The sequence below is a fragment of the Vreelandella songnenensis genome (assembly GCF_003002925.1).
GTDB classification, from domain to species: Bacteria; Pseudomonadota; Gammaproteobacteria; order Pseudomonadales; family Halomonadaceae; genus Vreelandella; species Vreelandella songnenensis.
Genome location: NZ_PVTK01000006.1, coordinates 20613 through 38931, shown reverse-complemented (window position 1 = coordinate 38931; position 18319 = coordinate 20613). Strand labels below are relative to the sequence as shown.

The 18319-nt window shown below is 59.2% G+C and carries 19 protein-coding genes; 14 read left to right on the top strand and 5 right to left on the bottom strand.

Going from position 1 to position 18319, the window contains the following annotated elements; genetic code table 11:
- Positions 1 to 124: 124 nt before the first annotated feature.
- From B0H98_RS10975 to B0H98_RS10950, 6 genes are all read left to right on the top strand, one after another.
- Entirely contained in the window at positions 125 to 1561 is a 1437-nt protein-coding gene (locus tag B0H98_RS10975) for an aminotransferase-like domain-containing protein (RefSeq protein ID WP_106375105.1), read from the top strand.
- 37 nt (positions 1562 to 1598) lie between these two features.
- On the top strand, positions 1599 to 2279 hold the full coding sequence (locus B0H98_RS10970) for a transglycosylase SLT domain-containing protein (protein WP_208623606.1): 681 nt from the start codon (positions 1599 to 1601) through the stop codon (positions 2277 to 2279).
- Positions 2280 to 2305: 26 nt separating this feature from the next.
- Positions 2306 to 3046 (top strand): sulfite exporter TauE/SafE family protein, encoded by a 741-nt coding sequence (locus tag B0H98_RS10965; protein ID WP_106375104.1) that lies wholly within the window; start codon positions 2306 to 2308, stop codon positions 3044 to 3046.
- Positions 3047 to 3157: 111 nt separating this feature from the next.
- Positions 3158 to 3529 (top strand): hypothetical protein, encoded by a 372-nt coding sequence (locus B0H98_RS10960; RefSeq protein ID WP_106375103.1) that lies wholly within the window; start codon positions 3158 to 3160, stop codon positions 3527 to 3529.
- A gap of 181 nt (positions 3530 to 3710) precedes the next feature.
- Positions 3711 to 4829 carry an alkene reductase gene (locus B0H98_RS10955; protein ID WP_106375102.1) on the top strand — a complete coding sequence of 373 codons (1119 nt, stop codon included), beginning with the start codon at positions 3711 to 3713 and terminating at the stop codon, positions 4827 to 4829.
- Positions 4830 to 4983: 154 nt separating this feature from the next.
- Positions 4984 to 5586, top strand: a complete 603-nt coding sequence (locus B0H98_RS10950; RefSeq protein WP_106375101.1) for a cell division protein ZipA C-terminal FtsZ-binding domain-containing protein — start codon at positions 4984 to 4986, stop codon at positions 5584 to 5586.
- A gap of 3 nt (positions 5587 to 5589) precedes the next feature.
- Here the strand turns inward: B0H98_RS10950 and B0H98_RS10945 are convergent, their stop codons facing one another.
- Together B0H98_RS10945 and B0H98_RS10940 are read right to left on the bottom strand one after the other, a co-directional pair.
- Entirely contained in the window at positions 5590 to 7179 is a 1590-nt protein-coding gene (locus tag B0H98_RS10945; protein WP_106375100.1) for an ABC-F family ATPase, read from the bottom strand.
- Positions 7180 to 7262: 83 nt separating this feature from the next.
- Positions 7263 to 8126 carry a sirohydrochlorin chelatase gene (locus B0H98_RS10940; protein ID WP_106375099.1) on the bottom strand — a complete coding sequence of 288 codons (864 nt, stop codon included), beginning with the start codon at positions 8124 to 8126 and terminating at the stop codon, positions 7263 to 7265.
- Positions 8127 to 8193: 67 nt separating this feature from the next.
- Between B0H98_RS10940 and B0H98_RS10935 the strand changes: the two genes are divergently transcribed.
- A complete protein-coding gene (locus B0H98_RS10935; RefSeq protein ID WP_244183118.1) occupies positions 8194 to 8751 on the top strand; it encodes a gamma-glutamylcyclotransferase in 558 nt (185 codons plus the stop codon).
- A 5-nt stretch (positions 8752 to 8756) separates the two neighbouring features.
- On the opposite strand, the gene B0H98_RS10930 is transcribed toward B0H98_RS10935, so the two are convergent.
- Positions 8757 to 9284 carry an HPP family protein gene (locus B0H98_RS10930; protein ID WP_106375097.1) on the bottom strand — a complete coding sequence of 176 codons (528 nt, stop codon included), beginning with the start codon at positions 9282 to 9284 and terminating at the stop codon, positions 8757 to 8759.
- Between the two features lie 172 nt (positions 9285 to 9456).
- Complete coding sequence (locus B0H98_RS10925) at positions 9457 to 9750, bottom strand: hypothetical protein (RefSeq protein WP_106375096.1); 294 nt, start codon at positions 9748 to 9750, stop codon at positions 9457 to 9459.
- Between the two features lie 223 nt (positions 9751 to 9973).
- Between B0H98_RS10925 and B0H98_RS10920 the strand changes: the two genes are divergently transcribed.
- The 5 genes from B0H98_RS10920 (at position 9974) to madM (ending at position 15268) form a co-directional block, all read left to right on the top strand.
- Positions 9974 to 10735 carry an SDR family NAD(P)-dependent oxidoreductase gene (locus B0H98_RS10920; protein WP_106375095.1) on the top strand — a complete coding sequence of 254 codons (762 nt, stop codon included), beginning with the start codon at positions 9974 to 9976 and terminating at the stop codon, positions 10733 to 10735.
- 227 nt (positions 10736 to 10962) lie between these two features.
- Positions 10963 to 12300 carry a malonyl-CoA decarboxylase gene (locus B0H98_RS10915; protein WP_106375094.1) on the top strand — a complete coding sequence of 446 codons (1338 nt, stop codon included), beginning with the start codon at positions 10963 to 10965 and terminating at the stop codon, positions 12298 to 12300.
- Positions 12301 to 12392: 92 nt separating this feature from the next.
- Positions 12393 to 13934 carry a malonate--CoA ligase gene (locus B0H98_RS10910; protein WP_106375093.1) on the top strand — a complete coding sequence of 514 codons (1542 nt, stop codon included), beginning with the start codon at positions 12393 to 12395 and terminating at the stop codon, positions 13932 to 13934.
- 89 nt (positions 13935 to 14023) lie between these two features.
- The gene (gene madL / locus B0H98_RS10905) at positions 14024 to 14491 is read left to right on the top strand and encodes a malonate transporter subunit MadL (RefSeq protein WP_106375092.1); all 468 of its coding nucleotides are present in this window, start codon (positions 14024 to 14026) and stop codon (positions 14489 to 14491) included.
- A 15-nt stretch (positions 14492 to 14506) separates the two neighbouring features.
- Positions 14507 to 15268: a malonate transporter subunit MadM gene (gene madM / locus B0H98_RS10900; protein ID WP_106375091.1), complete on the top strand. Its 762-nt coding sequence runs from the start codon at positions 14507 to 14509 to the stop codon at positions 15266 to 15268.
- 6 nt (positions 15269 to 15274) lie between these two features.
- Here madM and B0H98_RS10895 read toward each other — a convergent pair whose 3' ends face one another.
- The gene (locus B0H98_RS10895; protein WP_106375090.1) at positions 15275 to 16162 is read right to left on the bottom strand and encodes a LysR family transcriptional regulator ArgP; all 888 of its coding nucleotides are present in this window, start codon (positions 16160 to 16162) and stop codon (positions 15275 to 15277) included.
- 133 nt (positions 16163 to 16295) lie between these two features.
- On the opposite strand from B0H98_RS10895, the gene B0H98_RS10890 reads away from it, so the two are divergent.
- Positions 16296 to 16898, top strand: coding sequence for a LysE/ArgO family amino acid transporter (locus B0H98_RS10890; RefSeq protein ID WP_106375089.1), 603 nt, complete (start codon positions 16296 to 16298; stop codon positions 16896 to 16898).
- A gap of 432 nt (positions 16899 to 17330) precedes the next feature.
- Positions 17331 to 18176: an alpha/beta fold hydrolase gene (locus B0H98_RS10885; protein WP_106375088.1), complete on the top strand. Its 846-nt coding sequence runs from the start codon at positions 17331 to 17333 to the stop codon at positions 18174 to 18176.
- Positions 18177 to 18319 lie beyond the last annotated feature (143 nt).

Genomic DNA, 18319 nt, shown 5'->3' with positions numbered 1-18319 from the left:
ATGTACCACTTTTGTGTTTGACTAGACCACTTTTTATCTGCACTAAAATAGTGCAAAAGAGCATCAGCTAAGCGCTTGATAATGCGCACTGCAGGCCTCTCCTACGGGCCAAAAGGAGTTCCAGGTGGATCGTGAACAGGTCCTGCACCAACTTGAACAGCTTTATGCACTCCAGCCCGAGCGGCTGAGCAAGCAGGTGCGTATCGAGCAGGCACTCCGCTACGCCATTACCCAGCAGTGGCCTTCCGGACTGCGCCTGCCCTCCCACCGTCGCCTGGCCGAAGCGCTGGGCGTGGCGCGCCAGACCCTGGCCCTGGCCGTAGGTACGCTGCTGGATGAGGCCCTGCTGAAGACGGCGCATGGCCAGGGCACCTGGACGCACAAGCCCACTGCCCTTACCCTGCCATCGACTCACGACAAGCCGCTTTCCAGGCGCGCCCAGAAAGTGCTTCAGGGGCCCGGCGCCAGCCTGATTCAAAGCGGCGCCTTTGTGCCCGGCATTCCGGATATCGCTCAGTTTCCGATGCGCAAGTGGCGTCAGCTGTATGCCAGCGTCACGGTGCCGCAAAATGCGCTGCTGCTCTCTTACTCCACCGGCGGCTACGGGCCGCTGAAGCGCGCGATACGTGACTTTCTCGAGCGCTGGCGCAATATCCGCTGCGATATCGAGCAGATCATCATTACTGACGGCACCCATAACGGCATCGAACTGTGCGCCATGGCGCTGGCTGACGTCGGCGATACGGTAGCCATGGAGTCGCCCTGTTACTGGGGGGCGCGCAATGTGTTTACCGCCACGGGGCTGAACGTCGAGATGCTGGCCTGGCAGCCAGGCGCAGGCCATACCCTGCCCGACGCGCCGGGCACCGTGCAGCTGGCCTACCTCACCGGCTCCCATCACTATCCGCTTAGCGTGCCGACCAGCGTGCACGACAAGCAGCGCCTGTGTGACGCTCTTTCACCCGCCTATATTCTGGAAGATGACTACGAGTTCAGCCGCGACGACTACCCCAACCTGCTGTTCGATGCGCAGTCCGAGCGTCATTTACTGGTTGGCTCGTTTTCCAAGATGATGTTTCCCGGACTGCGGCTGGGGTATCTGGTGGTGCCCCGCCAGTTGGCCGGGCCGATGAACCGGCTGCGCAGCGAGCTGTTTCGTGAGGGTCGCATGCTGGACCAGGCCGTGCTGGCCCAGTTCATTTTCGATGGCGACCTGGACGCCTGGTGTCGGCGCATTCAGCGCGACTACCTGGGCCGCCAGCAGGTCATGCACGACCAGCTGCGCGCGCTGCCGTTTATACGGCGCATTTCGCCGCCCAGCGGAGCGATCAGCCTGTGCATCGAATTCGAGTCGCACATCAACGATGTGCAGCTTGCCCAGGCGCTGTTGAAAGAGCATTTGATCGTTCGCCCCTTAAGCCCGGTATGCGCCACCCACGACCCGCGCTCGGGTCTGGTGATGGGCGTGGGCATGCTCTCCGGCGAAACACTGGCGCGTGAGGCCCAGCGGCTGCGCCGCTGCCTGGAAAACCTGTTACGCTTGACGCCAACAAGAAGCTGATTTCAACAAGCTAGCCGTTATCCACAAGGACATTTACATGCCCCGCCCTGTTGATAGTTTTCATGCCGCACCCTTTTCCTGGTGGATAACCCTGCGCGCATGGGGGCTGACTGGCGCGGTACTGCTGCTGTCGGGTTGCGCCGTCTTTGCCCCCAGCCCGCCGCAGGATCAGAGCAATATCTGCGAAATCTTCCGTGAGCAGCCCACCTGGTACGACTACGCACGGGAGTCTCAGGACAAATGGGGCACCTCGATCGCTACCCAGATGGCGTTCATTCAGCAGGAGTCCTCCTTCAAGAGCCACGTTCGCCCCGACCGCAAATACTACCTTGGCTTCATTCCCGGCCCCCGCCCCTCCTCGGCCAAGGGCTATGCCCAGGCCCAAGACCCGGTATGGGGCGAGTACCGCGACCAGGCCGGCAGCCTGTTTGCCCGGCGTACCAGCATGAAACACGCCACCGACTTCATCGGCTGGTACAACCGCCGCTCTCAACAGCAGGCGGGCATCTCGCTGACCAACCCCGAGCACCTTTACTACGCCTACCACGAAGGCGCCGGCGGCTATCGGCGCGGCACCTACCGCAATAAACCCCACGTATTGCGCGCCGGCCAGCAGATTGCCACCCGTACAAGCCGCTACCAGGCCCAGCTCAACGCCTGCGAAGCGGAGTTTCAGTGTCGCCGCTTCTATCAGGTCTGGCCCTTCTGTCGTCGTTGATACCTTAGCTAACAAGAAGCGCGCCTATGTCGTTACTGATCGGATTCAGCCTTGTTGTGGTGGTATTCTTCACCTCCCTGCTTTCGGGCATCTTTGGCATGGCGGGTGGGCTGGTACTGCTGTGGTTCCTGCTGCTGGTGTTTCCGGCGGGGGCGGCCATGGCCGTGCATGGCGTTATCCAGCTCACCGCCAACGCTTCACGGGCCTGGCTTTCGCGGCGCTTTATCGTCTGGCGTATCGTGGTGTTCATGCTGTTGGGGGTACTGAGCGCGGCAGGCTTGCTGCTGCTGTTCAATTACTCGCCCAATGCCACCGTGGTATCGCTTTTAATCGGCCTGATGCCCATTCTGGTCTGGCTGCCCAAGCGCTGGTTTCACCTTGATGCCAACCGCGCAAGCCATGCGGTGTGCTGCGGCCTGGCCTCGGGGGGCCTGACCATTGCGGCAGGCGTTTCCGGCCCGCTGATCGATATCTTCTTTGTGCGCTCGCGCATGGACCGCCGCCAGGTGGTGGCCACCAAGGCGATGATTCAGGTATGCGCCCACACCATCAAGATTCTGTTCTACCTTGGCTCGGCGCTTTCACTCGGCGCGGGTGAGTGGGGCATCGTTCTGCTGGCCGCGCCCTTTGCCATGCTGGGCACTCAGGCGGGCAACCGCATTCTGCACCGTCTGACCGATGCCAACTTTCGCACCTGGACACGCTGGATCGTGACCGCCATCGGGGCTTTCTATTTCACTCAAGGGCTTGTGCTGCTCTACCAGTAAACGGTCAGCCTGCCGATAGTCTTTATATTGACACGCCGATTGGCTGCCGCTATCGTCTAAAGATGGAAATGAGAACCAATTTCTTTTAGCGACGTTCAGCAGGATAGCCCCATGACCAGTGAGCAGCGCCAGCTTCGCCAGACCCTTGTGTTTCTGCGCACCTCATTTGAGGCGATTCAGCACTCGATTGCCGGGCGCCTGGACGACCCGCTACCCTGCTGGCTGGATACCGCCATGCTCGCGATGCTGGCCCGTGAACTTGGCCGCTGCGGCCAGGAAGCCAAACCGCTGTTTAGCGCGCCTGCGGTGGAACAGATCCAGATAGCCTCCCGGCAGTGTGAGTTGCTGCTCAAGCAGTGCCCCGGCGTGCTCAACAGCGCCGTTTGCTACCGCCAGCTGGCGGCAATCATGCTGCCGCTCACCAGCGCCATCGGGCAGATCGATACGCCTGCCAAGCGGCGCTGGCCGTGGCAGCGGGCCTGACATAATCCACACTTCCTATTCGACCCCGCCTTATTCAAGGCGGGGTTTTAGTTTGCTTCGCGCAGATCAATACGCAATCGACAGCCAAAGGCATTGATTGAAACAGTCAATTGGCGGTTAGTAGTAAACTGGTCTATTCTAATTTTTATCGTTATCCAATCGCATAAAAGGAGTTTGCTGAATGGCTTTTGAAACGCTTTTTCAACCGATCGAACTGGGCAGCCTGTCCATTCCCAATCGTGTCATCATGGCACCGCTGACCCGTGCCCGCACGCCGGACAGCGTCCCGGGCAAGCTGCAGGAAGCCTACTACGGCCAGCGCGCCGGTTCGGGCCTGATCATCTCTGAGGCGACCAATATTTCCCCTACTGCCCGTGGCTATGTCTACACGCCGGGCATCTGGACCGATGAGCAGGAGGCCGGCTGGCAGCGGGTAGTGAATGCCGTACACGCCAAGGGCGGCCGGATTGCCATGCAGCTGTGGCACGTTGGGCGCGTTTCCCATGAAATGGTTCAACCCGACGGCCAGAAGCCGGTCGCGCCCAGTGCACTGAAAGGCGAAGGCGCCCAGTGTTTCGTCGAGTTCGAGGACGGCAGTGCCGGCCAGCACCCCACCAGCACGCCGCGAGCGCTGGAAACCGACGAGATTCCGGGCATCGTGGACGACTACCGCCAAGCCGCCGTTCGCGCCAAGCGCGCCGGTTTTGACATGGTGGAAGTACACGCGGCCAATGCCTACCTGCTCAACCAGTTCCTGGCCACCGGCACCAACCAGCGTACCGACCAGTACGGCGGCTCCGTGGAAAACCGCGCGCGCTTCCCGCTGGAAGTGGTGGACGCGGTGATCGAGGTATACGGTGCCGACCGCGTGGGCATTCGCCTGACGCCGTTCATCGAAATTTTCGGCCTGACCGACGATGAGCCTGAGGCGATGTCGTTCTATCTCGCCGACGAGCTTGCCAAGCGCGGCCTTGCGTATATCCACCTCAACGAGCCCAACTGGGCCGGCGGTGACAATCAGTTCCCCGACGGCTTTCGTGAGCAGATGCGCAAGCGTTTCAACGGCAGCCTCATCTACTGCGGCCATTACGACGCCGCAAAAGGCGAAGCCCTGCTCAAAAGCGGCAACGGCGATCTCGTCGCCTACGGCCGCCCGTATATCGCCAATCCGGATCTGGCCGAGCGCTTCCTCGCGAACGCATCGCTCAACGAGCCGGACCACGACACCTTCTACGGTGGCGACGAGAAAGGCTACACCGACTATCCGTTCATGGATAACGGCTTTGATCGCATAGGCTAAGCGTGGCTGGCGTTTGATGGTTCAATGCTAGAGAAGCACTACTTCGGTAGTGCTTTTTTTGTGCCTTGATAAAGGTAAAGGCTGGTAGGCTATGAGGATGCAACTATACGGTTAAGTAGCGCCAAACAGCTAACTAGATAAGGATTTCAAGAACATGGATCGCACGACTGCCATTCTGATGCTGGCATTGCTATCGCTTCTATTGGGGGGAGGAGCGGCCGCGATATTCATTTACGTCGTTGTTCCATGGCGGCGGCGGCGTGCAAAAGACAAGGCAGCTAAATTAGCGGCACTATCTTCCAAGACTGACAACGCCGTTGAGCCACCCGAAGACGATACCCCTGCGCCGGCCAAACCCGCCGCCAAGGTTTCGCAACATTCGCTGTTCATCATCTTTGCCGAGCCGGGGCCCGGCACCGAGCAAACGCTGGCCCAGTGGCTTGAGCGAATCAACGCTCACTACGATCCGCTGAAAAAGGTGTTTCTGGTCGCCGGGCAGCAGCCCGCCAACCCGATCACGATCGCCAATGCCTTTCTGCCGGGTGAGCTGCCTGACCTGTTTCGTGACGAGCGCCTTGAGGACAACATCAAGGGTATCAGCCTGATCGTCAAGCCGCCGCTGCGTAAGCGCCGCAATCAGCAGATGATTGCCTTTGTGGCGCTTGCCAAAGAGGCGGCAACGCTGTTCAACGCCGACGTGCTGGACACCCAGCATCAGAACGCCAGCGAAGAGACCTATACCCAGATTATCGGCTAGGCGTTACGCCACGCCTTGGCTACGCAGATAGTCATCGTAGCTGCCGCTGAAATCCACAATGCCGTCAGGCTGCATATCGATGATGCGCGTGGCCAGGGAGGAGACGAACTCGCGGTCGTGGCTGACGAATAAAAGCGTGCCCGGGTAGTTCTCGAGCGCCAGGTTGAGCGCCTCGATGGATTCCATGTCCAGGTGGTTGGTGGGTTCGTCCATCAACAGCACGTTGGGGTTGGTCAGGGTGAGCTTGCCAAACAGCATGCGCCCCTGCTCACCGCCGGAAATCACCTTTACCGACTTTCCGATATCGTCGCTGGAGAACAGCATCCGGCCCAGCGCCCCGCGCACTACCTGCTCACCGCCCTGGGTCCACTGCGACATCCACTCGAACAGCGTGGCATCCACGGCAAAGTCATCGGCGTGGTCCTGGGCAAACACGCCAAGCTCCGCCGCATCCGTCCATTTCACTTCGCCCTTGTCAGGACGCAGGTCGCCGGCCAGGGTTTTCAGCAGAGTGGTCTTGCCGATACCGTTGGGGCCGATGATCGCGATACGCTCGCCGGCCTCGACCCCCATGGAGAAACGCTCGAACAGCGGTGCATTGCCGTCGTACCCCTTGGTGATCGAATCGACATTCACCGCGTTACGGTGAATCTTCTTGTTCTGGTCAAAACGGATGAACGGGCTGACGCGGCTTGAGGGCTTGATGTCCTCGAGCTTGATCTTGTCGATCTGACGAGCGCGCGAGGTCGCCTGCTTGGCCTTGGAAGCGTTGGCCGAGAAACGGCTCACGAACTGCTGCAGCTCGGCGATCTGGGCCTTCTTCTTGGCGTTGTCCGAGTGCTGACGCTCGCGGGCGGCGGTGGCCGCGGTCATGTAGTCATCGTAGTTGCCCGGGAACAGGGTAATCTCGCCGTAGTCCAGATCTGCCATGTGGGTGCACACGCTGTTCAGGAAGTGACGGTCGTGAGAGATGATGATCATGGTGCTGCTGCGCGCAGTCAAAATGTCTTCGAGCCAGCGGATGGTGTTGATATCCAGGTGGTTGGTCGGCTCGTCGAGCAGCAGGACATCAGGGTCGGAGAACAGCGCCTGGGCCAACAGTACACGCAGCTTCCAGCCCGGCGCCACCTCACTCATCGGCCCGGTATGCTGCTCGATGGGGATGCCCAGGCCCAGCAGCAGCTCGCCCGCGCGGGATTCAGCGGTATAGCCGTCAAGTTCGGCAAAGCGCACTTCCAGGTCGGCGACCGCCATGCCGTCCGCTTCGCTCATTTCCGGCAGGCTGTAGATGCGCTCGCGCTCGGCGGCCACTTTCCACAGTTCGGTATTGCCCATGATCACGGTGTCGATGACGCGCTCGTTCTCGTAGGCGAACTGATCCTGGCGCAGCTTGCCCAGGCGCGTGCTGCTGTCCAGCATGACCTGGCCGGATGACGGCTCAAGCTCGCCGCCCAGAATCTTCATGAAGGTCGACTTGCCGCAACCGTTGGCGCCAATCAGACCGTAGCGATTGCCGTTGTTGAATTTGACGGAAACGTTTTCAAACAGGGGCTTGGCCCCGAACTGCATGGTGATATTGGCGGTTGCGATCAAGATAAAGACCCTGGTTGGCGTGATGATTGCGCGTACAAAGGCCCGCGATTCTACGCGCTCTTGGGCGTGGTTACACCTATCGCCTAGCGGGGAGCCTCCTCTAGCGCGGCAAGCTCCAGCAGAAAGCGTTCGTCATCAACTGCTTGGCAAAACCGCGAGTGCAGAATATCGGCAATACCTGAATGCTCGCCCACCAGTTTTGAACTCACGACCTCAAGCGCCGGATGGCGCTCGGCAGCGGCCTGGCAGATCTCGGCGATATCGCCGCCCTCCCCGGCATGGCGGCCCGGTGACAGAAACAGCATGGCCAGCACCACCGGCCCGCGGAACTCGGGTCTGTCCAGCAGATGCTCCAGCAGCGGCTCGTTGAAGCGGTACGCATCGCCCTCACGGCGCTCCATGGAGGCCGCCGCCACGCAGGCAACCTCATCGCCCAGCAGAACACTCAACTGCCCGGCCAGCCGGTTGCGCACGGCGGTCACTTCAGGAATCGGACTGCCGTGATCCACCAGAGCAACGCGGGGCTTCGTACCCGGAACAAGCTGTTCACGCACGTTATCCGCCAGTAGCCGGGCCAGGCGCAGATCATTGCCCCCCAGCTCATCGACCAGGGGCATGGCAACGCGCACCCGCACCTGAGGGAAGCGCGCCTGCAGAGTGGCCATCCGCTCGGGCAGGTAGCCGGTCAACGCGCGGCTCGCGCCAAAGAAGAACGGCACGATCACAAGCTCGGTCGCCCCGGCTTCGGCGTACTGCTCGGCCAGCGGGCCAAGGGTCGTGGCGGCGTCACCGCCAAGCTGCTCGGGGGGAATCTTGTTGGAGTGCAGAAGCGAGGCAGCCAGTACCGGTTCATTCAGCTTTTGCGACAGCGCTGCCGCCACCCGGCGCAGGTTGAGCGTAGCCGCCGGGCGCAGCGAGCCGTTATCTACCAGAAAAATCGCGCGCATGTCCGCTCCAGGAGAAAGTGATGGGGCATGTTACCATGGGCTTTTCACCACGTTCACGGTGACCACGTTGATTGACACCACCGCCATCAACCAGCAGCGCAACCAGTTTGCGCAGCACGCCGATATCTGGCTGTTCGGCTATGGCTCACTGATCTGGAAAGCTGACTTTGCTTATCTGGAAAGGCGCAGCGCCTATATTAGCGGCTGGGAGCGCCGCTTCTGGCAGGGCTCTCACGACCATCGCGGAACGCCAGAAGCGCCAGGGCGGGTAGTCACGCTGACGCCGGTGGCCGGCGCCATCTGCCACGGCATGGCTTACCGCATTACCCCGGAAACCCTGGCGCCACTGGACCATCGCGAGAAGAACGGCTATCTGCGAGAAATTACCTCGATGCACTTTGCTGACGGCAGCGATGCCCAGGGGCTGGTGTATATGGCCACCGAAGATAACCCGGCGTTTCTAGGCCCGGCGCCGCTTGAAGCCATGGCGCGCCAGATCGCCCGCGCCGAAGGCCCCAGCGGCCCTAACCGCGACTATCTGTTGAACCTGGCAAGCGCGCTGCGTGATCTAGAGGTCGAGGATGCGCATATCTTTGCGCTCGAGGAGCAGCTTCAGCGCCTTTAGACGCCTTACCAGTAGCGCGGGTAGCGGCGGTGGCGGGCCAGGTTGTTGACCAGTATGGCGATCACCAGCATCACGACACTGCCCATGCCGATGGGCAGCAGCGGATACCACCAGCCCAACTGATGCACGCTGGCCCCGCCGCCTACGGCAATCAACGCCGCCGCAGCACCAGGCGGGTGTACCGTATGAGTGAGCTGCATCACCAGAATCGACAGCGACACCGCAAGCGACATGGAGAGCGGCGTGGCCCCCAACCACTGAAAACAGCCTACGCCAATGCACGCCGAGAGCACGCTGCCAAACAGGACGTGGCTGGGCTGGGCGAAAGGGCTTTCCGGCGCGGCGTAGATGAGTACCGATGTGGCGCCAAACGAACCCACGATCAGCAGCTGTTGCGAAAGCCACGCGGAGCTTAGCCAGCAGATAACCGCCATCCCGGTGAAAGCGCCCACCCATGACCAGACAGCATCCTGCCAGCCTACACGAGCACGCTGAATACGCTCGCCACGCATCTTGCCCAGATAAGTTTTCATCTCGCCCACTTTGCACTAAAGAAGTGCGAATGATGGCAAATTGCACCAAATAGGCAAATGATAAATGGTCATACTCTTATGAGCGGGCTTCAGGCGCTGGCAGGGCACGCTAACTATCCTCGGTCATACAGATACTTAGCGCGCTTATTTATAAAACGGTGCTGGGGCGGGGCTACATCATCAGCCAGGAAAGTATGAACAGCGCAATGAGCGTCTTGACGATTCCGCCCAGAATGGAGCCGCGTAGAAACGACTTGATTCCCCCCCAGAGCACCAGAAGCCCGATCACCAGTATCGCGATACTCAAGAACGAATCGTTGATCCCCAGCGACCGGGTCAGCCCATCGGTGAAATCGCCAAACGCACCAAAGAAATTGGTGAAGATGCCCAGAAGAAACTCCACTACCGCGCGAATGACATCGCCAATCGTGGAGCCCGCTCGGTCAAAAAATCCGTTTTCCTGCATGCAAGTGTCTCAGCTCGGCTGTCGTGTTGTTGTGCATTGTCGGCTAAAACCCGGCGGGGGGCAAAGCAAAGCGCTACTGGCAAACCCATTCAGGAATGCGCTTTCTCAACAGCGGGCATGCATACGCGTTCGATATACCCGCGCACGACAAGCCTTCATTAAACACGCCCAAACAGGCTACATTAGGGCTTCGCTACTTGCCTATCTCAAAGGAGTCATCGCGATGCCTAGCGTTTTAATTACCGGTGCTACTTCAGGCTTTGGTAAAGCCGCCGCCATGCGTTTTGCCAAGGCTGGCTGGTCACTGATTCTGACCGGCCGCCGGGAAGAGCGTTTGAAGGCCCTGGAAAGCGAGCTTTCCCAGCACGTGCCGGTGCTCACCCTGACGCTGGATGTTCGTGACAGCGAGGCGGTCAGCAAGGCACTGGGCGAACTACCGGAACCGTTCTTGCCGCTTACCTGCCTGATCAACAATGCAGGCCTGGCGCTGGCCCCGGAGCCTTCCCAGAAAGTCGATCTGAAAGACTGGCACACCATGATCGACACCAACATCACCGGCCTTGTGAACGTGACCCACGCCGCCCTGCCGCTGCTGCTGGCACAAGGCGAAGGCGCCAGCATTCTCAATCTGGGGTCGGTGGCAGGCCAGTGGCCCTACCCGGGCGGGCACGTTTACGGCGCCTCCAAGGCCTTCGTTCAGCAGTTTGGCTACAACCTGCGCTGTGATCTGCTGGGCACCGGTGTGCGGGTTACCGACCTTGCCCCGGGCATGGCGGAAACCGAGTTCACGCTGGTGCGCACCAAAGGTAACCAGGAAGCCTCTGACGCGCTTTACCGGGGTACCACGCCCTTGCAGGCCGAGGATATCGCCGAACAGCTTTACTACCTGGCCACACTGCCGGCGCATATCAATATCAACCGTCTGGAAATCATGCCCGTACGCCAGGCGTGGTCAGCGTTTGCGGTCGACCGCGACGCCAATTAAGCCGTTCTCCTGCAACCCTTTCTGAACCCGCTGCGCGGTCAGCTGCGCGGCGGGCTCTGCGTCTTGACCCTGCTGTATCCCGCCAGGTTTCAACCCTGCACCTTCACCCTATGTCTAATCCGCCTCTATTGACCTGCATATCGTAAACCTCTATTTGTTGTATATAACAAAGCAGATGATGAATTTCTCTAACGTCCATCCAGAGGTCGATGTGCATGAATGTGAACATGACGTTTCTTCAAGGACTACTCTCCAATATCAGTACACGCACACGCCTGCTGGGCAACGCTTCGAATACCGTGAAGGGAAGCGCGGCCCACCTTCACGCCCTCGCTTCGGCCTGCGAAGCGCTGATGCAGCGCGGCGGTGAAGCCTCCCAGATCATGACCGCCCAGCGTGCCCTGACCCACTACCAGCAGCTAGATCAGAAAGAGCAGCTGGCTTTTTTCAACCTGCTGGCCGATGAGTATGCCGCCGACCCTCAGGCCATTCATGCCGCCTACCAGGCCTATGCTGAATCGGAAGACAATGCCGCGCTGGAAACGCTGTTCAACGCCTGTGAGCCGCGCCGTCAGGACCTTCTGCGACGCTTGAACCTGTGCCCGGGCGGTACGTTCGAGCTTCTCAAGATGCGTGCCGACCTGCTCAAGCAGTTGCGCCAAGCGCCGGAGCTCTCCGCACTCAACGGCGATTTCTCGCACCTGTTCAACTCCTGGTTCAACCGCGGATTTCTGGTACTGGAGAGCATCGACTGGAACACGCCCGCCGCCGTGCTCGAAAAGCTGATTCACTACGAAGCGGTGCATGCCATCAGCGACTGGCGCGACCTGCGACGGCGTCTCGACCCCGACGACCGCCGCTGCTACGCCTTTTTCCACCCGGCCACGGGTGACGAGCCGCTGATCTTCGTGGAAGTTGCGCTCTGCAAGGGAATTCCCGATAACGTGCAGCGCATACTGGAACACGGCGAAGAGGTGCCGCTGGATGAAGCCGACACTGCCGTGTTCTACAGCATCAGCAACTGCCAGGCGGGGCTGAAGGGCGTCTCCTTCGGCAACTTCCTGATCAAGCAGGTGGTGCAGGAGCTGAGCCGCGAGCTTCCCCAGCTCAAGAATTTCGTCACTCTTTCACCGGTGCCGGGCTTTGCCGAGTGGCTTGCCGAGCAGCGAGAGGCCCAGTCCGTCACGCTTTCCACGCCGCTGCAAGGCTTTATCGACTCGCCCGAGACCCCTGAGCTGCCCGCCGCAGCCCACAAGGAGTTCATGCGCCTGGCCGCCTATTATCTGGTGGAAGCCAAGCACAAGAGCGGTCAGCCGCTTAATCCGGTGGCTCGCTTCCACCTGGGTAACGGCGCCAGCCTGCACCGGATGAACTGGCTGGCCGACACATCGTCCAAAGGCATACAGCAGGCGCACGGGCTGATGGTCAACTATCTGTATCAGCTGGATCGCATCGAGCAGAACCACGAGGCCTATACCCGCGACAACAGCGTGGTGTGCGCCAATGATATCCGCCGCCTGGCAGGCCAGGCCGAGCAGTACTTCAGTGCCGAAGCGAGCGCTTGAAAACGCTGTCTGTTTTCAGGGTATCGCTTTCAACGTACCGCGTTTAAAACACCGCTTTTTAAAGACTGTTTTAAAATAACAAGGAATCTCCCATGAACCACAACCTCTATCTAACGTTCTACCCACACTTCGAGCGCCAGCCCAACAAGGTGCTGATGGATACGCTGGACGGCAAGCGCTACCGCTATGGCGATGTGCTCGCCACCAGCCGCCAGCTTGCAAGCGTGCTGCTGGAACTCGGCGTAAGCCCCGGCGACCGAGTCGCGGTGCAGGTCGATAAAAGCCCTGAAATCGTCATGCTCTATCTTGCCTGCCTGCAGGTAGGGGCGGTTTATCTGCCGCTCAATACGGCCTACACCGATAGCGAAATCCGCTACTTTCTGCAGGATGCCGAGCCGCACCTGTTTGTTTGCCGCCCGGGCGTATTTGAAGAGGCAAAAGCCAATGCGGCAGCCACCAGTGTTGCCCACGTAGAAAGCCTGGGTACCAACGCCGATGGCAGCCTGATGGACAAGGCCGCTAAAGCGCCGGAAAACGAATCGGTATGCGAAGTGGGTGAAGATGATCTGGCTGCGATTCTCTACACCTCAGGCACGACCGGGCGCTCCAAGGGCGCGATGCTGAGCCACAAGAACCTGGCCTCCAACAGCCAGGCGCTGAGCGAGGCGTGGCACTATACCGATCAGGATCACCTGATCCACGCGCTGCCCATCTTTCACACCCACGGGCTATTCGTGGCTTGCAATATCACGCTGATCAACGGCGCCTCGATGACGTTCCTGCCCAAGCTGGACGTCGATGAGCTGCTCGACCTGGTGCCTCACGCCAGCGTATTGATGGGCGTTCCCACCTTCTATACCCGCCTGCTGGATTCCAAGCGCCTCAACCGCGACGTGGTAGCCAACATGCGCCTGTTCATTTCAGGCTCGGCGCCGCTGCTGGCCGAAACCCACGAGGCGTTCGAAGAGCGCACCGGCCACGCCATTCTCGAGCGCTACGGCATGACCGAAACCAACATGAACACCTCCAACCCTTATGACGGCAAGCGCCGCCCGGGCACGGTGGGCATGCCGCTACCCGGCGTAGAGGTACGCATCGCCGACCGTGAAAGCGGCAAGGCACTTGCCCAGGGCGAAACCGGCATGGTGGAAATGCGCGGGCCTAACGTGTTCCAGGGGTATTGGCGCATGCCGGAGAAAACCCAGGCCGAGTTTCGTGAAGACGGTTTCTTCATTACCGGCGATCTGGGGCTTATCGACGAGCACGGCTATCTGAACATTGTGGGCCGCGACAAGGATCTGGTGATCTCCGGCGGTTACAACGTCTATCCCAAAGAAGTAGAGCAGCTCATCGACGAACTGCCGGGCGTAGCCGAGTCGGCGGTGATTGGCGTTCCTCACGGTGACCTGGGCGAAGGCGTGGTCGCCGTCGTGGTGCCGGATGCCGCGCAAAGCGTGAGTGAGGCGCAGGTACTGGACGCCCTCAAGGACCAGCTTGCCCGCTACAAGCAGCCCAAGCGGGTCTTCTTTACCGAGGCATTGCCGCGTAACGTCATGGGTAAGGTACAGAAGAATCAGCTGCGCAGTACCTACACGGATACCTTTGCTCGGGAGGGAACCGCCGCCAACGCTTGATATCGAAATATCCGCAGGCGAGCCCATGCCCGCCTGCGGCCTGTCACCAACTCAGTGCCTGACAACAACGATAATATAGGAAAATCGCCATGGTAATTTACGGTGTAGCCCTCTTGGCAGGGTGCATGCTGGTAGGCCTGTGGGCCGGAGACGTGCTGGGCATGCTGCTCGGCGTGGAATCCAACGTGGGTGGGGTCGGCATCGCGATGCTGATGCTGATCTTTCTGGGCGGCTATCTGATGGACAAGAAAAAGATGCCCGCCAGTACCGAAAGCGGCATCACGTTCTGGAATGGCATGTACATTCCTATCGTGGTGGCCATGGCCGCCAGCCAGAACGTGGCCGCAGCGATTGATGGCGGCATGATTGCGCTGCTGGCAAGCCTGCTGGCGGTCGTGGCAAGCTTTGCGCTGGTGCCGTGTCTCAACCGTTTGGGTCGTGCCAAATCGGAAAAGCCCCGGCCGGAAAAGGATGAGCCCACCGCTCTGAAGCAGGATACGCGCCAACGCAAAAGCGCCTCCTCCCCCGTCAGCGCTCGCCCGCGCCATGCCCGCTAACCAGAGGCCGTCATCATGATCGAATCCTTTCTTACCCAACTTGAAAAACAGCACCTGATTGCCGCCTTTGCATTGGTAGGCGGCGCCATGTATCTCTCTTACCTGATCAGCGACAAGCTGACCCGGGGCCGCGTTCACGGCTCGGCCATTGCCATCATGGTAGGCCTGGCGCTGGCCTATTTCGGCGGTATCTATACCGGCGGCAGCAAGGGCCTTGCCGATATCAGCCTGTTTGCCGGGCTGGGGCTGATGGGCGGCGGCATGCTGCGCGACCTGGCCATTATCGCCACCGCCTATGGCGTGCGCTTTCAGGAAATTCGCGAAGCGGGTATCAGCGGCATCATCGCGCTGTTTCTGGGCGTCATTATCTCGTTTATCGCCGGTGTGGCCGTGGCGTATGCGTTTGGCTACCGCGACCCGGTGTCCCTGACCACCATTGGCGCCGGCACCGTCACCTATATCGTTGGCCCGATTGCCGGCGCCTCGATTGGTGCGCCTTCCGACATCATCGCGCTCTCGATTGCCGCCGGCCTGTTCAAGTCGATTCTGGTGATGATCCTGACCCCCATGGCCGCCCGTCACATCGGCCTGGACAACCCCCGCTCCGCCATGATCTTCGGCGGCCTGATGGGCACCACCAGCGGCGTGGCCGCAGGGCTTGCCGCCACCGACCCCAAGCTTGTGCCCTACGGCGCCATGACGGCCACCTTCTACACCGGCCTGGGCGCGCTGCTGGCGCCTTCGGTTCTGTATATCGCCGTACGAGCGGTGTTCTAAGTGCTTCTAAAGCGGCACCAGCACCTTTAACGCTGCCCGGCGCAGATGCCGGGTCAGCTCGGCCAGCAGGGTGCCGCCGTTGCGCCAGTAGTGCCAGTAAAGCGGTACATCGATAAAGCGCGTGGGGAACAGCTCGACAAGTTCTCCGCGCGAAAGCGGCCCCTCTACCTGAAGCTCCGGTACCAATCCCCACCCAAGCCCACTTTGCAGAAAGCGCACAAAGCCTTCGGAAGAGGGGCATAGGTGGTAGGCAAAATCCCCCTTCACTCCAAGTGCGTCCAGGTAGCGGTGCTGCAGCTGGTCGTCCACGCCAAACACGATGGCGGGTGCCTGCGCTAGCGTGCTTACGCTTGGCCCACCGGCAAAGTAGTGCGCCATATAAGCCGGACTTGCCAGCGCCCGATAACGCATGGCGCCCAGCAGCAACCCCTGCGCCCCCGCGACCGGATGTTCGGCCGCACAGATGCAGCCCGCCACTTCACCGGCCCGCATCCGCTTCAGGCCTACCTCCTGATCCTCAATCACCAGTTCCAGCAGCACATTATGCTGATGACAGAAGTCCTTCACCGCCTCTGCCCACCAGGTGGCGAGACTGTCGGCGTTGATGGCGACCCGTAAACGCTCGGGCCTGGCGCCTTCAAGCTCGGGTACCTGGGCCTGAAGATCGCGCTCCAGCAGGCGTACCTGCTGTACATGGTTGAGCAGGCGGCGGCCAAGGTCGGTTGGCGTAGGTGGCGCGGCCCGCACCAGTACCGGCTGGCCCACGCGCGCTTCCAGGAGCTTCACCCGTTGAGAAACGGCGGATTGAGATAAGCCCAGCGCGTTCGCCGCACGTTCAAAGCCGCCCTGCTCTACCACGGCTGCCAGCGCAGCCAACAGTTTGTAATCCAGCAATCACTTTTCCTTATAGGGCATCAGGAGTATTCGTTTTTCTTATCACGCTTATTTTAGCAAACTGCCTGCTTCAAGAGCCGTATTACGCCAATTCAAGGCTGACGATTAACGCACCCCCTATAGGAAAAACACGATGTGGCAGAGCTATGGTAACGGCCTTTTGGTGGCCATCGGGCTGATCATGGCGATTGGTGCTCAAAACGCCTTCGTGCTCGCACAAAGCCTGCGCCGCGAGCACCACGTGGCGGTCGCCCTGCTGTGTATCGTGTGTGATGCAGCGCTGATTACCGCCGGCGTATTTGGCCTGGCCCATGTTCTCACCCAAAGCCCGCTGCTGTTGGCACTTGCTCGATGGGGCGGCGCTGCGTTCCTGCTCTGGTACGCAAGCCAGGCACTATGGCGTGCCTGCCGTCCTCAGACGCTACAGACGGCTGAAGCCGCACCACGCTCACGGCGCGCGGTACTGTTGGCGGCACTGGCTGTCACGCTGCTCAATCCTCACGTGTATCTGGACACCGTACTACTGATTGGCTCGCTCGGCGCTCAGCAGCCCCTACCCGGCGCTTTCGCTCTCGGAGCTACCAGCGGTTCGATAATATGGTTCAGCGCCCTGGCACTGGGTGGCGCTTGGCTCGCGCCCTGGCTTGCCCGCCCACTTACCTGGCGATTGATCGATATCGGCGTTGCCCTCATGATGTTCAGCGTTGCCTTACAACTGCTCACAGCAGACATCTGATCGTTCAAGCATAGAAAGAAAGGCAGGAATATATCTCAAACAGGCTAGCTAATTAAAACTATAAAAAGAAACCTTAAGCAACAAAAAGAAACACTTTAAATGCATATTAAAATGTTTGCTCGCATAAATATTATTCATTTATTACATTGATAATAATTTTTGAAAACATCAGTAGAAAAAAGCATGGGCGTTAGCCAATGTCTTACAATCTTATCGTCGATTGCCTACATACTTCCCCGCTTTATTCTATAGACTGACTACCACCCTTGATAAAAACAATCGGGCTTAATAAAAACACATAAAACCATAATAACAATCCCTTATTTGCACTGCTTGAGACCGTCAGCGCGCTTAGGTAAGTCATCTCACAATTAATCAGCACGCTTTAGACTTGCTTCATCCAAGTGAACATCAACGCAAAGCGGGGATAACATGAAAGCTACCACCGAACTTTTGACCATTGGCGAACATCGCGTCCATGTCGAGCTGTATCAACAGCCATCCAATAAAGAAAGTATCATCATGGTGAATGGAGCCTTGGCAACGACTGCTTCCTTTACCAACTGCGTAAAGTATCTGCACAATGACTTGAATGTCATTCTTTTCGACCTGCCCTTTGCGGGCCAGTCCAAGCCGCATAACCCGGCAGGCGGAATTATTACCAAGGATGATGAAGTCAATATCCTGCTGGCGCTGATCGATCATTTTCAGCCAGATTCACTGCTCTCCGTCTCCTGGGGAGGCTATGCCGCCATGATGGCACTGGCGCAGTCACCTGCCTCCATCAAGCGCGCTGTACTGGCATCCTTTTCGACCCAGTTAAATGAGCCGATGCTCAATTACATTCATGGGGCGAGGCACAATATAGAAATTGGCGATGTCAAAACGGCAGCCAACCTGCTCAATGACGAAGTAGGCAAATATTTGCCACGACTTTTGAAGTACGTCAATTACCGCCATCTCTCCCGGCTGGATAAGCAGGAGCTCGCCCAGGTCTGTTTTCATATCGAGCAGATACTTTCGCTTGATGCCACTGACTATGAACAACTGCTGGGCGATATCAATATACCCACACTGTTTGTCAACGGTGAGCTTGATGAGTATACGACGCCCGAAGATGTTCGCGAAGCTGCCCACTATATGCAGCACTGTGCTTTTGAAACCGTACCCAACACCGGCCACTTCCTGGATATGGAACACCATAAAGCGCGGGCAGCCATGGAAGAAATTCTGCGTGGTTTCCTGACACCCGATGAGCGCAAGTACAAAGCGGCTTGAATATACTGAACATGAAACAAGCGCCAGTTTTAACCGTACCTCCGTGTTTAAACTGGCGCACTAGATTTTTTAGCCACTCCCCTTTCAGCATCAAGGAAAGCTTAGCCAAAGCCCCGCCATTTCCTCTTTCAGCAACAGACTTG